This is a genomic window from Brevibacillus sp. FSL K6-2834 (assembly GCF_038592925.1).
GTDB lineage: Bacteria > Bacillota > Bacilli > Brevibacillales > Brevibacillaceae > Brevibacillus > Brevibacillus borstelensis.
In genome coordinates, this window is the sequence record NZ_CP151945.1 from 4,800,979 (window position 1) to 4,817,008 (window position 16,030).

The following is a 16,030-nucleotide window of genomic DNA, read 5'->3' on the forward strand; positions in this document are numbered from 1 at the left end:
AAGGCTTTCTATTATCAAAAAGAAGGAATATGGTCGTTTGCTGGCGGAATATAAATTTTTTCCAATTCCTCAAAATCCTATAAAGCTTAGGGGAACGGAATTAACCTATACAAGTTTTTAAAAATTGATTGATTAAATTTACTAGAGAATTTATAATCCATTGGATTGAGTAATGCTGTATTCATATGTGGATAACAATCACTTGAAAAAACTTTTACTATTTTTGTATTAAAATCCATTCTTTCAGGTATAAATGTTGCATAAACTGAAATATCAAGATCTTCTACCACTTTTCGGATTTTGTTACTTAAATTTATTCGTTCTTGACTAGTATTTTTGTGGAATTGATATGGATTATATTGCGTTTTTGTATCGATGACAAATTTGTACTCTTGTTTAAAAGCCTCTGGGCTTAAAGTGTTACAATATTCATAATATAAATCACCATCGCTGCTTTCACTCTCATCGTTATTCCCCCAAAAGCCAGTCATAAATTGGAAATACTCATTCATAGCTCTTTCAATTGCATTCATAATGTTCCAATGTGCTCCTGCGCCAATACTGAAACTTTCTTTTCCAAAACCTAAAGCTAGTACCACCTTAATTTCGTCTGTTATCGAAATGTCAACCAGATAAAATTCTTGGATACCCTTGTATGTTCTACTCATATTTATTATCTTTTTAAGATCAATATTGTTTAACAAATTTAGCGGAATTAATTTCCCTGCTTTTTTGGTTAACCATGTATGGATCAGTGATTGTCTTTCAATAAATTCAAGAAAAGCTGCTTCAAGTGCAAAATCGCTTGAAGTGTGTGATGCTACTCCACAAGTATCACTAAACGCGTTACTCATATCTCTATCATTAAAGATAGGCAATCCATACTCTAAAATGACATCCTCAAGTGGTATGTTAATTGTCTCCCCTGTCACTAAATTAAAAGCTTCCACATAATATTTTATTCCTTGATTATTTTTAATTAATGGGTTAAAAAGAGCTAATCTTTCAAGATGTTCGCCAATAGCAGCTGCTATTGCTTTTTTGCTATTATTCTTAACCGAATTCCCATATGCTGCTTTATGTAATGCACAATCCACATAGCAATTAGAATATCCGCTTTGAAAAATCCCTTTCTTTATCCAGATTTTATTTGCAACAAAAGGATGTCCACTAATTAGATTATTAATTAAGTAATGCATAGGTATCTCCTTTTATAGTATTGGACACATTGGAATACTTTTTAAAGACTCTTGATCTAGATTGACTGTAAACCGATTGACATCGCTATCAATATTGATATACTTCTTAAGTGCAGCGTGATTGTAAAGATTAGGGGAAATGGCTTTAATAACTATTAAATTTCTATTTACAATTTGATTTAAAACAACTGTATGTAGTTCTTTTACCCAAAATGGTAGGTTTTGAACAATAAGGTCTATTTCCCCTTCAGCATCTAATGTTGAAAATTCGTTATCCTTCCTTTGTTCCTCATAAGTGTCTAGACCATCTAAAATTTCAATATACTCTAGACATTCAGGGTTCATTTGAGAATTTAAAACGATGCCAGAATAGGAATCGGAATCTAGTTCTTCTGTTTGGAACCTAAAAAAAGCGTCATCGTAAACTTCTTTGAGTAAATATGCTTCTGACATAGCTTTATGAATCGCAGTAGTAAGAACAACACTTGAACCTACTCCTGCCATAAATTTAAAAGGAGTAATATGATTTGGATTTATCACAATAATAAACGCAACTTTTAATGGACTGAATGTTTCTTCAACATAAGCTCGTACTTGGTATCCTTCTTTCCGAAAAAGGTCAAAGTATATTGAACTATAACGAGTTAAATCAAGTTTTCTTCCTTGTTTACCATACCAAAAAAGAAAAGTGGAATTTTTTTCCAAAAGTTCTTTTATTGCATTTAACATAGCCACATTACTGTTTGTGTAAGTTGCCGTTCCAGAAGTATCGGAAATAAAAGGAGCTTTGTTATTCAGTCTAGTATAGTATTTTGATATATAGGATACACTCCCACTTATTAGATCAAATGATCTAATCATATCATCTTCATCAGCTCCATTGGCTCCAATTACTAATGCTCGGCGTTCTAAGGATTCAGAAAAACCTTTCATAATTGACTTTTTTTTATCTCGAGAAATTGAGCCACAGTCAACCGGCCCTAGTCCACCATCTTCACTTTTGAATGTTCCGATCCTTGATGTCGATAAATAGATCGTTTTATTAATGAAAATTGATTCTTTATAACCAAAATTTCTTTTAGATACCTCAAACATCATTTTTTTCACCAAACCACTGGATTAATGCCACTGGTGCTAATCTGGGATTTAAACCAGATAAATATGTTAAAGCATTATCATTAAAACCAGCAAAGCAGAAGTCACCTAAGTTATTAAATTTACTAATTGACTCCCTAAAACTTTGGCACATTGCTCCTACTTCTATTAGTGCATATCTATAGCCGCGTTTTCGATATTTAGTTATAGCCCGTTTTAAATCAATAGCGTAACCAATTGCTATATTCGAAAATAAAAAACTGTCAGTTGGATTAATTTGTTTTTTTACTTCTTCAATACTTTGCTCGCTATATTCCTTAAGTAAAATCAACTCAAATTGTGTAGAATTAAATAAATAACACCCCTTAATATCAACGCCTTTTAGTACATTTTTATTAAAAATGTATACGAGTGGTAATATTGGGTACAATCCTCCTGCAGAAGGATAGTTTTTGGATAAAGTGTTAGAAAATCTTCCGAATGAATCACGTAGAATTTCCCCAAAGTCATCCATCTCTATACTCCAATCATTCACAAATGTTCTGCAACTTCTACTGCGTTCGACAAAATCCGGTTCAACACTGAATTGGAAGGATTTCTCATAATAATCTGGAATAATGTCAGTAAATTCGACCAAGCCCATCCATTCAAGCAAATTCTTATCATATTCGAACATAATCTCTGATATCCAACAGGTTTCTTGATGCATTTTTATAACTTCGTTTAGTAACCGGTTATTAAGAACCTCTGCTTGCAAGTGATTCGAAAAATCATCTTTCCTTCTTTTTTGCACTAATAATTCCTGCTTCTCATTCCTTCTATTCATAACAATCACACAGCTCCCAATGAATTGAAGTATCTTCATACTTTTTCAAATCGTCCAACTTCATTATCGTAGCCTTATTAATGTCTTCATGATGAATTTTAGAGTAGGTGAAATCATTTATTAATAATTGAATGCGCTTGACTAAACATGCGGCAATAATAATCCGTTGAGCATTAGTTAATGGAACGCCGATTTCTATGTTTTGATCCAAAGAATAAAGAATATCAACAACTTGTTGATAAGTTAAATTTTCTGCGCTTCCAATCCTCATATGTGATTCAATGTGACCAATATGACAGCAATGGCAAGGATTACACCAATTTCGATTGTAAAGTGAATCCATATAAAATTTATTATTATAAATATAGCTCATCAAAAGATAGGAATTATCTGCTTTTAAATGCCTATCCCTTATCATCTTACCTAAGTTTTTGTTATAAGGATTAAGAAAAACCAGCGATAGTTCATTTTTCCCAATTTGTTGTAAGTCATTTATTTCAATTGACTTAATTGATAATTTGTCTTTGAAATCTTCCGATAGTGTTTTTAACAAAATTTCATCTATAAAAGAATCATTACTCATAACTGTAATTAAATCGATCTTAATCTTTTTTTCTTTTACAGCACTTATTAACCCATTTGTTTCAAGAAATTCAATAGCTTGCATTTTGTCATCTTTGAAACACTCTTCTAAAAACGATTCTGAAATTTCTTTCATGTCAGTTTTGTCCCATAGCAATATTAAATCTATTAGTTCCCTATTGTGAATCTTCATTATTCCATTTATAGTTTGAACAACCAGTTCTCCATTTGGTAAATAATGGCACAAAAATTTATTGATTCGATAGTTTGAAATCATATTTACATTCACCTTTGCCTTCATTCCGTATTTATATCAACGCTGACCTATTTTGATATACCATAGCCGGTTTTAAATGACCCAAACTGCAATTTTTTCTGTTTGTTAGACGGTTGAGGCTCAGCATTTCTTTCACGATATTGTTTAACAGTTTCTCTTAATGTTGAAACGATAAGAGAGTAGTTATAGTATCGCTACAAAATAACTCTATCAATCATTAGATTATCCATCAGTTGTCCCAATTAGTAAGGATTCGGTACTGCTTGTCAATAGGAACCTTTCCACATGTCTTACACTTACTACCTGAAAAGAGATCGGCCTCAAAACTTCCAAACGGTAAACTAACCAATTTCGTTAGTAAACAGGAATCTAGGTCAAACTTTATTCCGAAGTCGTTTGGTAATTATCTAGCCCGTTTACCGTGTATGCTCTTCGCAAATCCTCAATAAACTGCCGGTTTTCGAAGTATATGTACGGATTGATCACTTTAATCCAGGTGAGGGTGAATCAGTTTATCCCGAAGGTGACATTTATGTTTAAAAATTCTTAGCCAAATTCAAAACAGCAAGTAAATATCTTTGCACCAACCTTCATTTTGAATTTGGCCGAATTTACTAAGCCCTACTCCAAAGATATAACAGCATTTTATTTTTTAGCTATAGTAGCAGCACCGCTGCTTGATGATGAAGATGAGGCACAAAGTCGACCGCCGCCTTTTGATTTGTCAGTTAAAGATTGAATAGTGTTGAAATTCGAACCAATACCAAACTTTGAAACTCCTAATCCACCCCCATCACCGATAATTTCTTTGCTGGCACCTCGAACAATCTCTTTTTCCATACTTTTATATACACTCCCAAAAAAAATTAATGATGGACATAAATTCCATCTGTTTCTAATATAAGGTAATTGTGAAATTTTGTAAAGAAAATCAAATTGTTATGCCAATATTCTGATATTTTTGCCAATAATCTCGAGAGTATTTTTGCATTTCCAATTTTAGTCGTTACTACTTTTAGAGCCTATGTGTTATTTTTGGATCTGATGCTAGATTAAATATTGAACACTGAGAACAGAGAGCACACCAAAATACTTAACAAGATATGATAAGGAATTTAAAATACAAACGAATCAACTTATCCAGGAAGGTGTTTCAGTGGACCGGGTAGCCTAGCATGAACACGTTGCAACGCTAGAGCAGCCAATTTTAAGTGAGATGGTTTAGAGGTTATCTATGGAAATCTGTAGGTTATTTAAGTCCTGATGATAAGGACTGAGCAACTTTCAGAAGCCTACTCGTGACCATAGGGAGGAGCATGGAATCTTAATAAAGGCATTGCGCTTCATAGCAAATAACAACATACGAATCAAGACAAAATTAGAAGGTCTGAGTCCAGTAAATTATCGACTCAAACCTTACATGATTTCAAATAACTTTTGGGGCCACTTGCTTTTACCGCCGGTGATTTCTTTTTATTTTCCTTCTACCGGTATTCTCCTTATACCGGCGGGTTTTGGCTGGCAGGAGGATTTTGGTTGTTGTCGCCTGGAGGCTGTTGCTCCATCGCTGCCTGTTGTTCTGCCTGAGCAGCGGCCTGCTTTTTCTTTTTGCCAGTCAGGAATCTCCACAGTCCGCCGATCGCAACTACGATCAGGACCCAGCCCTTTTTCAAAAAGAGCAGCAGACCCGCGAGAATCCCCACTTTCTTTGCAATCGCGACGCCCAAACCGCCGAGGACAAGCCCAGTCAGGCCGTACTCTGCCACTTTGTCTGTCGCTTCATTGAAATCTTCGTAACGATTGCCTTCTTTCAGTTTAAAAGTAGGAATGATTTCATCATGCAGCTTCTTTTTATCGCGTTGCAAATTGTTCGGATCGGAAATCAGCAGAAAAGAAACAAAGCCTTGGCGGGTCAGAACCTGAACGTTGTAGTTGATCAAAGGAGTCTTCTGGTAATCCTCGCCAAGCATGGACCATTCCAGCGTGTGGGTTTTCTCATCGTAGAACGGCTTTACATCCCAGCCGATGACGTGTAGCTGGTCTTCCGGCTTTCTTTCCTTGTTCGCCGCTTCCGTTCCTTCCTTGTAGCTTTCCAAAATGGCATCGGCGTCAATGTTGTTCTTTTCCTCGTCCTTGATATGCCCTACCTCTTCGTACTCCATGACGACGATCCATTGCTCATTTTCATTCTGAGGAAAAATGCTTCCGATTTCATTTTCGGTGGGAATATTGCCGATCTGCTTTTGCAGCTTGATTGTGTCCTCACCACTCAAAAAGACAAAATCCTTGCCCAGATCCAAAGTACCAAGACCTGATCCGACCTCGACGGATTTTCCTCCTTCGATCCAGTTCAGCTCTGGCTCAGCACTCGCTGCAGCGACGACCCCAAACGTCATGGCAACGCTCAGTAAACAAGACAGGATGGTTTTTTTCTTCATTTTCTAGTCCTTTCTCTCTCTAGCCCTTGGTTTTGTAAAAACGAACCTCCACATCGTACCATACAGTTTTAAACAGGGAAAATCATACAATTCTCCCAAAAAGAAAAACGAGCTTGGATTTTCTAGTCCCTATTTACCATGCATTTCCTACCAGTCCCCTAACAAAAGGAGGGATGCCGGAATGGACAAGACCCAAAAAGGCTACGCTATCAAAAAATGCGCAAATCGGGAGCGATACCGCCATGGATCTACATACCGGAACCTTTTACTGGCCAAACAGGCTTCCTGATCCCCCCTCCTATCCCGCTCTGGATTCTGATCTTTCCTGTGACGTGCTGATTATCGGCGCGGGGATTTCAGGGGCCCAATGCGGCTACTACCTAAGTGAGCTGGGGCAGGACGTCGTGATCGTGGAAAAGGGCAAGGCCGGGCTTGGCAGCACTTGTACCAATACGGCAGTATTGCAATATGCCGGAGATAAAATGGCCCACGAGCTGGCAGACAGCTTCGGGGAAACCGCCGCCATCCGCCATTTGAAGCTGTGCCGGGAAGCTATCGATGACATGGAAGCAGCTATCAGGGATATCGGGCGGGACACAGAATTCGAGCGTCGGGACAGCTTGTACTACGCGAGTGCGAAAAAGGATGTCGCGAAGCTTGAAAAAGACTTCGCCCTCCTCACGAGAAACGGCTTTTCCCTTGATCTTTTGACGGAAAAGCAAATCAGGCAGCGCTATCCATTCTCCAAGCATGCTGCCCTCTACATCTACGGCGACGCCGAGATGAATCCGTATGCGTTTACGCTGGGTCTGCTGGAAACCGCCCATGCCAGAGGGGTCCGCATCTATGAGAACACCAAGATTACGGGCAAGAAGCTGAATAAAGACGGGACTGCCTTCATCCTGACTGACGGGAGCTGCCAAATCCGGGCCCGCACAGTGATCGTTGCCGCCGGCTGCGAGAGTCTTGCATTCAAACGCGAACAGAATGCCTCGGTCATCAGCTCCTACGCCGTGATTTCAAACCCCGTCGACGACTTGTCCATGTGGTCCGACCGCACGTTGATCTGGGAGACTGCCCGCCCTTACATGTACATGCGAACGACGAAGGATAACCGCATCATCATCGGCGGTCTGGATGAAAAGACCGCCTCCGCAAACAAGCGAGACTCGATGCTGCCCCAGAAAAGAGAGAAGCTGATCCAAAAGTTCAACGAGCTCTTTCCAGGCCTGAACGTACAGCCCGCCTACCAGCTTGCCGCATTTTACGGAGGGTCGCGTGACGGCCTTCCGATGATCGGCATGTACGATGATTACCCGGGCTGGTACTTTTTGTTCGCCTATGGGGACAGCGGGATTGTCTACAGCATGCTGCTGGCCAAAATATTGCGGGATGTGATCATAAGCGGCTCTCATCCTGATCTGGGATTATACCGTCAGCAGCGTCCTGGTGTTCATGAGCAGCCTGTCATCTGATTGGCTGCCAGCAAACTTCAGCAGATTGCTTTGGGATGCAACAGCCCCGGAATCATAGACTTCAGAAGTTGGAGATCCCATTCTCCATCTGCTCCCTGTACAGATAGACAAAAAAGAAGTCGTCTCATCAACGAGACGACCTCTCTTGTATGCCTTCTGTTTTCGTTACTCCAAAATATCTTTACCTACACTTTAAATCTTTGCACCAAGTCGTTTAACTCCTCCATCATCTTGGAAAGAGCTTCTGCCGACGAAGCGATTTCCTCCATGGCCGCAAGCTGCTCTTCGGTGGCGGCGGAGACATTTTGCGAACCGGAGGCGGTTTCATTGGCGATATGGGCAATCTGGCGGATTACGTCCATGACCCCGTCCATTCCGGCCTTCAGCTTTTCAGCAGAAGAAGCTACACTGTCGATCTGCTGTGCTACCTCGCCTACCGAGCCTTGAATGTGGCCAAAGGATTCCCCTGCGCCATGCACCAACTGGATTCCTTCCCGTACCTCTTGGGTGGCCGACTCCATCGATGTAACGGCCTTCGCTGTTTCTGCCTGAATAGCTGCGATCAAATCAGCGATTTGCTGTGCTGATCCGGAAGACTGTTCAGCCAGCTTCCGCACTTCGTCGGCAACAACGGCAAAGCCGCGGCCATGTTCGCCAGCACGAGCGGCCTCGATCGCAGCATTCAGAGCCAGCAAATTGGTCTGTTCGGCAATACCTGTAATCACCTCGATAATATTGCCGATCTGCGTGGAACGTTGCCCCAGACCTTCGACCACTTCGGAAAGCTCCTCTACCGTGTGATTGATAGAATTCATCTGATTAATCGCGGTCTGGATCGCCTTGTTCCCTTCAAGCGATCTCTCCGATGCCTGCTGGGATGTGTGGGTGACAGATATCGCTGCATCTGTGATCCGCTTCACTTCACCGGCCATTTCATCGACTACGCGGCTGGCGCTGTCAAGCTGATCGGCCTGCTTTTGCGAGCCAGCGGCTACCTCCTGAATGGCAACGGCTACCTGCTCGCCGGCCTGCGTGCTCTGTTCAGCCGAAGCTGACAGCTGCTCCGCGGTAGATGCTACAGACAGCGTGCTGCCCCGCACTTCCCGGATGACCTCCTGCAGGTGGCTGGTCATCTTGTTAAAGTCTTGGGCCAGCTGCCCAATCTCGTCTTTTCTGATGACCTGCACCTGATCAACCGTCAAATCTCCCTGGGAAACCCGTCTGGCGTGCTCTGCTATGTTTATAATCGGACCCGTGATCCGTTTGGCAACGAATATGATGATCAGCGTACCCAAAACGAGGGAGATGCCCAAAATCACCAGGATATAGTAAAGTACCTGATTGGCTCCCTTGTAGAATTCAGACTGGTAAGCGCCAACCCCGACGATCCAGCCCCAATGGGGGTCCTGCTCGACATAAGCAATTTTGGTATCAATGGAATCTGTTGTTGCGACTCGCCATTGGTAGTTGACAAATCCGCCACCGTTTGTTCCCTTTTCCACGAAGGCTTGCACCAAATTGACTCCATCCGCTGAAACCGAATCATTGATATCCGTTCCTTCGTTGGCAGGATTCATGATGCTGATGCCCTCTGGAAGGATAGCCCAAGCGTAGCCCGTTTCTCCCATCGTATATTTCTGTACGAGCGGTCGCTTATTATCGCTCCCTTTTGGGCCCAGGATTTCATCACGCAGCCTGTTTTGCGCGTCTTCGAGCTTCAAATGGCCCGCATCCACCTCTTTTTGCAGCAGGGCAATCATTCCTAGTACCATTTGGACGTTTCCCTTGAGCCGGTCCATCCCCGCATGATCCAGCTCCACCTTGGAACGTTCGTAGCCGACCAAACCGATCAGCAGGCTGGGAATTCCCAGCAACAACAAACAGATGATCAATAAGCGGCTGCGCAAAGACATGGACCGCTTCTCTTTTTCTACTGCCATTTCCTCTCTCTCCCTTCCAAGTCCTGTATTACACGGGTACCTATTCCCTGTTTTCCCCAGTCATAAACAGAAAAATGGGCGGAGAAAAAAAAGGAATAATCCATCAATTGAACCACTGACGAAATTCCCGGAAATATGCGACTTCTAGACACCTTTCATCCCTTCGGCGACTGTGAATCAATCACCGCAACGCCGAATTGCAAGCAATCCCGGCAAATCGAGACGCCCGGCCCCAGGGCCAGCTCGCCGACATCGCTTTTGCTTTTTCCGCAAAAGGAACAGCTATCGGTGTAATTCGCCACGGTCGGGCTGTTTGCTCCCGTTTTCTCCGCGGCATGGCAAAGCTGTTCGACTGCCTCCGCCTCGATGTAGTCAAATTCGCCTTTGAGCTTTAGCGATACCGTCGTGTAGGCAATCGCCATGCCCTCGTAAAAACGCTGCCTGTCCAGACTGTCGCTTTTGTCCCTGTTTTGTTCGCAAAGCTGGATCAGCCGCTCAAGCTCTTGGATGATGTCCTCGATTTTGGCGCCGCGAAATGTTTTTTTACGGAAATCCCGATCCATCTGTTTCTCCTTTCTTCATTACTGTATACATTTGTATACGCGTATTTCTCCGCCAGGAAAATGATTCCTTCCCGGTTTACAAATTGACACAATCAACCGGTCCATTCCCCATTCTTTGACATTTTTCCAAGGACATTCGCCCCGCTTTGTTGAATTAGATCATGTTCGTAAATAAGCTGTATGGAGGCATCGTCCATGAAACCTATCGCCGACATTGCTAAGCTCGTAGACATTACGGAAGAGGACCTGGAGTTTTATGGAAAGTACAAAGCAAAGCTGTCCCCGGATATTTGGGAAAAGGTAAAGGATCGTCCTGACGGCAAACTGATTCTGGTAACCGCGATGAACCCCAACCCGGCAGGCGCCGGAAAGACACTGACCACCATCGGACTTTCCCAAGCCCTCAACAAGCTCGGGAAAAGAACGATTGCAGCGCTGCGCGAACCGTCGCTTGGCCCCTGCCTGGGGATGAAAGGCGGAGCTACGGGCAGCGGAAACGCGCAAATATTGCCCGCGGATGAAATCAACCTGCATTTTACCGGGGACATTCATGCGATCACATCTGCCCACAACCTGCTCGCTGCAATGATAGACAATCATATTTACCACGGAAATAAACTAAGGCTGAATCCGAAAAAGATCGTCTGGAAACGGGCCATGGATATGAACGACCGTTCCCTGCGCAGCATCGTGATCGGACTCGGGGACGGAAACGGGCAAACAAGAGAAGACGGCTTTATGATTACGACCGCCTCGGAGATCATGGCCATCCTCTGCCTGAGCGAAAATATGGACGATCTGCGCGAACGGCTCGGCAAGATCATTATCGGCTACGATCTCGATGACAAGCCGGTTACGCCAGCGGACATCAAGGCGGTAGACGCCATGTGCGTGCTTCTGAAGGATGCGCTCAAGCCCAATCTCGTCCAGACGACGGAAGGCACACCGGTGATCGTGCACGGCGGTCCGTTTGCCAACATCGCCCACGGCTGCAGCAGCGTCATCGGCACCCGCCTGGCTTTGAAGCTGGCTGATTTCGTCGTGACGGAAGCCGGGTTTGGAGCCGATCTGGGCGCGGAGAAATTTTTCGATATCAAATGCCGGAAAGCGGGCCTCACCCCTTCCGCCGCCGTCCTCGTCATCACAGCTCGGGCGATTAAATACAACGGCGGCATCCCTGTAGCCCAGTTGCACGAGGAAAATCTGGACGCCCTCCGTGCCGGCTTTGCCAACGTCCGGCGGCACATCGAGAATTTGCGGTCGTTTGGCATTCCTGTTGTCGTCGCGCTCAACAGCTTCGCCACAGACACGGAAGCGGAGCACAATCTGGTCATTTCCATGTGTGAGGAGCTTGGCGCAGAAGTGGCGCTCTCCCAGGTGTGGGCAAAGGGCAGCGAAGGCGGACTGGACCTCGCTGCGAAGGTAGTGGCAGCAGCGGATTCGCCTTCTTCATTTGACTATTTGTACGATGACCAGCTGCCGGTTCGCGAAAAGATCGAGACCATCGTGAAGAAGCTGTACCGCGGCTCCGGAGTGATTTTCTCCAAAGCGGCTGCACAGACGCTGCGCAAGGCGGAAGAGATGGGGCTTACGCACTTCCCGGTATGCATGGCAAAAACGCCCTACTCGTTCTCCGATCAGCCTGACCAGTTGGGCGCTCCTTCCGATTTCACGATACATGTAAGTGAGATCAGAATATCTGCAGGTGCCGGCTTCCTCGTCGTGTTGACCGGCAGTCTCGTCACCATGCCGGGATTGCCCAAAGTGCCGGCGGCGGAATCTGTTGCCATCGGCGAAGGCGGGCAGATCCTCGGATTGGCTTAATGCAAAGCCGCCAGAACCATGTGAAAGACAAGGCAAAACCGCAGCCGCTGCTCCGGAAACGGCGGCATCACCAATGGCTCGGGAAGCATAAAAAAGGTGCGGGGGAACTGGCTCCCTGCACCTCTTTTTCATCTTGAATAGGGCCAAATCAAGCAGAATACGAAGCCTATGAACGATGCACCTGCAGCCGCCGAGAGGACGAGCTAGTTTTCCTGCCCCGAAAACGCCTCTGCCAGCAGTCTGTAGGACCTTAGCTTGGCCTCAAAATCATGAGTGATGGTCACGATCATGAATTCCGTTGTTTCGTAGGCTTTGCTCATCTCCAGGATTCTTGCCTTTACCTGTGCGGGATTTCCGACGATCATCCTGCTGCGATTGGCCAGGATTCGCTGCCGGTCAAACTCCGTGTACGGATACTGTCTGGCGGTTTCGACGGAAGGAACTCCTTGGGCCGCTCCGCCTTTTTCCAGCAGCAGCAGGGTCAAATCAAGGCTCGATGCCACCTCTGACGCCTCCTCAGCCGTGTCGGCACAGATCACAAAGACCGCGACTATCGACTGCGGGGCATCCCCCAACAGAGACGGACGGAAGCGGCGGCGATACCAGCTCATCGCTGCTTCGCCTCCCTCCCCGTTGATAAAGTGGGCAAACGCAAAAGAAGCCCCTCTCTCCGCTGCCAGCCGGGCGCTCTCACTGCTCGAGCCGAGCAGCCACACTTCTGGCGCCGTCTCTATGTAAGGCGTAGCGCGAAGCCCTGCAAACGGATGGCGAGGATCGAGCGCGTCGTGCAAATAGCCGATCAAATCGTCCAGCAGATCGGGATACTGGTCCAACCCCGGAGCCTTTCCTTCCTGCAGCGCTCTTGTAGCGAGCGGCATGCCCCCCGGCGCTCTCCCTACCCCCAGATCGATCCGATTCGGATGCAGCCCTTCCAACACGCGAAAGTTTTCCGCGACCTTGTAGGCGCTGTAGTGCGGGAGCATCACCCCGCCCGAGCCTACCCGCAGGCGCTTTGTATGTGCAGCCAGGTGGGCGATCAAAACCTCCGGGCTGGAACCGGCGAGACTGTTGCTGAAGTGGTGCTCCGATACCCAGAGTCGATGATAGCCCAGTTTATCCAGCTCCTGTGCCAGCCGTGTCGTTTGCGCCAACGCCTCCACAGCCGTGCTGCCTTCCGCGATTGGCGATTGATCCAAAGCGCTTAATCGTATCACTGGTCCCCCTCCTTTTTTGCTTCCTTATTATGTACAAGTATACACCCTTGCAGAATCCCGCACTCTTTTTCTACAATAAAAACACGTATCCGTTCATCCGCATGAAACAGTTGTCAGTGTGAACAAACTGCCTGTACCAAAGGAGACTTCCGATGAATTCAAAGAAAGTAGAAGAGCAAATCATTGAAAATTACCAGCGTGACGAGGGCATGATGATTCTGGTTTTTGCCCAGTGGTGTGTCAATCACGGTCTGGATGCCCATGAGCTTTACCGCCGCGCATATCCCGGGCAGGCAGAAAATCCGCTGCTGCGTCAAATGACAGAAATCACCGTCCCAAAAGAAGAATCCGAAGAAATCCCGGATGCGCCCCTGCTGGGTGTTCTCTCGCTTTTTGGCAACGACGACCTCGCTTTTGTCGTAAACGAAGAAATCGAGAAACGCCAAAAATAAAAACTCGGCCAGTGCGCGAACATACTGTTTGAAGATAGGCAGAGCCTCCCAGACAACGGGAGGCTCTCTCTTCCTTTACAAGGTAAAGTGGCTGGTCATTCGATTCAATTCCTGAACGTTCTTCAAGCTTCCCTTGGAATACTCTGTGAGCTTGCTGTTCTCCTGGGCAATCGTTTCGGAGAGATGAACAATCGTCTCGATGTCCTGTGAGTTTTCCTGGATCGTCTGGTTTACTCTTCCCGTTGCCTCCGCGGTGCTTTTGATCGATGCGGCCAAATCCTCAAAGGTGCGGTTGAATTCACTCAGGAGCGTCTGAAAATGAAGGGCATCCTCGTTATACGTATCCGAGGTTTCCATCAGCTCGTCCAGGCTCTCTCTGACATTTCGATCCACAAAATCAAGCAGCCGGGTCAGACTGGCAGACAGATTGTGTACGGACTCCTTCACAGTACCGATGATCTGCTGAATATCGGTAACCACCTTGGCCGATTCGGAGGAGAGCTTGCGAACCTCTTCGGCGACGACCGAGAAGCCTTTTCCGCTCTCCCCTGCGCGCGCCGCTTCAATCGCTGCATTCAATGCAAGCAAATTGGTCTGGGAAGCGATACTGTGAATGGCATCTACCAGTACGTGGATGTGGTCCACGGATTTGGTCGACTGCTCTATGGCGACTTCCGCCTGCGCTTTTACTTCGCTGTAGATAAGATTGGCGCTTTGTCTGGAAGCGACGGCTGTCTCCTTCAAATGACCTGCCCGCTCGCTGACATTTTGGGCAACGTGAACGGACTTGTTGGCTTTCTGTGAAACAGACTGAATCACATCGCTTACTTCCGTCAAGGTAGCGTCGATTTCCTGCGAGATCGCGGCTGTCTCCTGCATCCGGCTGGACATCTCTTTCGTTGCCAGCGAGGTTTGGACGGAACGGCTGCTGACATCGTCACTGACGTTTTGCACGGCGCTTGCCTTCTCCACGATGGACTCTGTTACGCTCACCAAGCCTTCTGCCATTTGACGCAGTTCAGCCCGCATCTTCACGATGGCATGGAACACACGTCCCAGCTCGTCCTGCGAGGTCATGAACTTTTCATATCCGTGCTGCTCTGTAAGGTCGAAGGCGGCTGTCCTTTCGATCAGCGCGGACATCATCCGGACCGGATGGGAGATGATCCGGCCAACCAAGTAGGCGATCAGGATCGATCCGATGACGATGACCAATAGCTGAAGCATGAATTTTGACCGGTTGGCGGCTACCGCCTGGTCGACTTCATCATGATTGTAGACGATTTGAATCATCCGCGAGCGGCTCAGATCATTCGACTGTTCGTCCAATTTATACGGAACAAACCGGTACGTGACAGATTTCCCCTCTTGATCAAGAGTCGCTTCCTTCACGGTCTGGGTCTGGTACGATTCGCTGAAAATGGACTCGAGCTCAGGACTGACCCGAAGCGACTTTCCTTCTGCATCCGTCTTGCCCAAAGCATAGCCGTCATGACTGAAAACCGTAATGTCATCAATGGAGGCATAGCGTGTAATCAGTCTGTTTGATACGTCCAGGAAATTGAACTTTTGAAATAGGGGCGTTCCTTGCACATTCATCCCCAGCTCAAGCAAATATTTGTGATCAGGGGTAGGCATATAAGCGAATTTGTTGATCGACCCGGTATTGACGGACACCTCCATGCCGTCTGCGACAAAATCCTTTCCGTCGATCCTTGTTTTTAACAGCTCGGCAAACGCTCCGGCATTGCCAAAATCAAGACCGATATCCCCCGTGTTGCTGGAGTACAGGATTTTCAAGCTTCGGTCGAGCACGAAAATGTCCATTCCGTCAAACCTCTGCTTGTAGCCCGCGAAGTTCCATGCCGAGAAATCGGGGTTCCTGCTGTATTCCTCCATCAACTCCGCCATGTTTTTTCTCATCTCTTCCTCAATTTCCACGTCAAACACCTGATAGGCCACATCGACTGCCTTGATCGAATTCAGCACGCTCTCTTCCACCAGCTTCAATTGCGTGTTTCGTTCTCCGACAATCGTTTGCTCCAACTGCCTGTTGTCGAAAAACGATATTGCCAGCGTACTGATCAGACTAAAACAAAGAATGGCCAGCACCACTTTGTTTCGATACGATATGTTTCGCAGCAT

13 protein-coding genes are annotated in these 16,030 nt (G+C 46.0%); 3 read left to right on the forward strand and 10 right to left on the reverse strand.

Annotated elements, in window-relative coordinates:
• Window positions 1–86 precede the first annotated feature (86 nt).
• The 6 genes from NST96_RS23440 to NST96_RS23465 all read right to left on the reverse strand — a co-directional run bounded on the left by NST96_RS23440 (window position 87) and on the right by NST96_RS23465 (window position 6,417).
• Window positions 87–1,199 (reverse strand): YcaO-like family protein, encoded by a 1,113-nt coding sequence (locus NST96_RS23440; protein WP_024985469.1) that lies wholly within the window; start codon window positions 1,197–1,199, stop codon window positions 87–89.
• Between the two features lie 12 nt (window positions 1,200–1,211).
• A complete protein-coding gene (locus NST96_RS23445) occupies window positions 1,212–2,297 on the reverse strand; it encodes a YcaO-like family protein (RefSeq protein WP_081787885.1) in 1,086 nt (361 codons plus the stop codon).
• Window positions 2,287–3,120 (reverse strand): nitroreductase family protein, encoded by an 834-nt coding sequence (locus NST96_RS23450; RefSeq protein WP_171505805.1) that lies wholly within the window; start codon window positions 3,118–3,120, stop codon window positions 2,287–2,289. The genes NST96_RS23445 and NST96_RS23450 overlap by 11 nt, the downstream gene beginning before the upstream one ends.
• The gene (locus tag NST96_RS23455) at window positions 3,113–3,979 is read right to left on the reverse strand and encodes an McbB family protein (RefSeq protein WP_170208418.1); all 867 of its coding nucleotides are present in this window, start codon (window positions 3,977–3,979) and stop codon (window positions 3,113–3,115) included. The genes NST96_RS23450 and NST96_RS23455 overlap by 8 nt, the downstream gene beginning before the upstream one ends.
• 645 nt (window positions 3,980–4,624) lie before the next feature.
• Window positions 4,625–4,819 carry a hypothetical protein gene (locus NST96_RS23460; protein ID WP_141334298.1) on the reverse strand — a complete coding sequence of 65 codons (195 nt, stop codon included), beginning with the start codon at window positions 4,817–4,819 and terminating at the stop codon, window positions 4,625–4,627.
• A gap of 659 nt (window positions 4,820–5,478) precedes the next feature.
• Window positions 5,479–6,417 (reverse strand): DUF2167 domain-containing protein, encoded by a 939-nt coding sequence (locus NST96_RS23465; protein WP_024985256.1) that lies wholly within the window; start codon window positions 6,415–6,417, stop codon window positions 5,479–5,481.
• Window positions 6,418–6,659: 242 nt separating this feature from the next.
• Here NST96_RS23465 and NST96_RS23470 point away from each other — a divergent pair, with 242 nt between their 5' ends.
• A complete protein-coding gene (locus NST96_RS23470; protein WP_122959083.1) occupies window positions 6,660–7,892 on the forward strand; it encodes an FAD-dependent oxidoreductase in 1,233 nt (410 codons plus the stop codon).
• Between the two features lie 185 nt (window positions 7,893–8,077).
• On the opposite strand, the gene NST96_RS23475 is transcribed toward NST96_RS23470, so the two are convergent.
• Window positions 8,078–9,832, reverse strand: a complete 1,755-nt coding sequence (locus NST96_RS23475) for a methyl-accepting chemotaxis protein (RefSeq protein WP_227278166.1) — start codon at window positions 9,830–9,832, stop codon at window positions 8,078–8,080.
• Between the two features lie 155 nt (window positions 9,833–9,987).
• Window positions 9,988–10,395: a ClpX C4-type zinc finger protein gene (locus NST96_RS23480; protein WP_003390036.1), complete on the reverse strand. Its 408-nt coding sequence runs from the start codon at window positions 10,393–10,395 to the stop codon at window positions 9,988–9,990.
• Between the two features lie 180 nt (window positions 10,396–10,575).
• Here NST96_RS23480 and NST96_RS23485 point away from each other — a divergent pair, with 180 nt between their 5' ends.
• Window positions 10,576–12,219, forward strand: coding sequence for a formate--tetrahydrofolate ligase (locus NST96_RS23485; protein ID WP_322630247.1), 1,644 nt, complete (start codon window positions 10,576–10,578; stop codon window positions 12,217–12,219).
• A 203-nt stretch (window positions 12,220–12,422) separates the two neighbouring features.
• Here NST96_RS23485 and NST96_RS23490 read toward each other — a convergent pair whose 3' ends face one another.
• Complete coding sequence (locus NST96_RS23490) at window positions 12,423–13,433, reverse strand: LLM class flavin-dependent oxidoreductase (protein ID WP_031931685.1); 1,011 nt, start codon at window positions 13,431–13,433, stop codon at window positions 12,423–12,425.
• A gap of 152 nt (window positions 13,434–13,585) precedes the next feature.
• Between NST96_RS23490 and NST96_RS23495 the strand changes: the two genes are divergently transcribed.
• Window positions 13,586–13,885 (forward strand): hypothetical protein, encoded by a 300-nt coding sequence (locus NST96_RS23495; protein WP_243014151.1) that lies wholly within the window; start codon window positions 13,586–13,588, stop codon window positions 13,883–13,885.
• A gap of 75 nt (window positions 13,886–13,960) precedes the next feature.
• Here the strand turns inward: NST96_RS23495 and NST96_RS23500 are convergent, their stop codons facing one another.
• Window positions 13,961–16,030, reverse strand: coding sequence for a methyl-accepting chemotaxis protein (locus NST96_RS23500; RefSeq protein ID WP_243014150.1), 2,070 nt, complete (start codon window positions 16,028–16,030; stop codon window positions 13,961–13,963).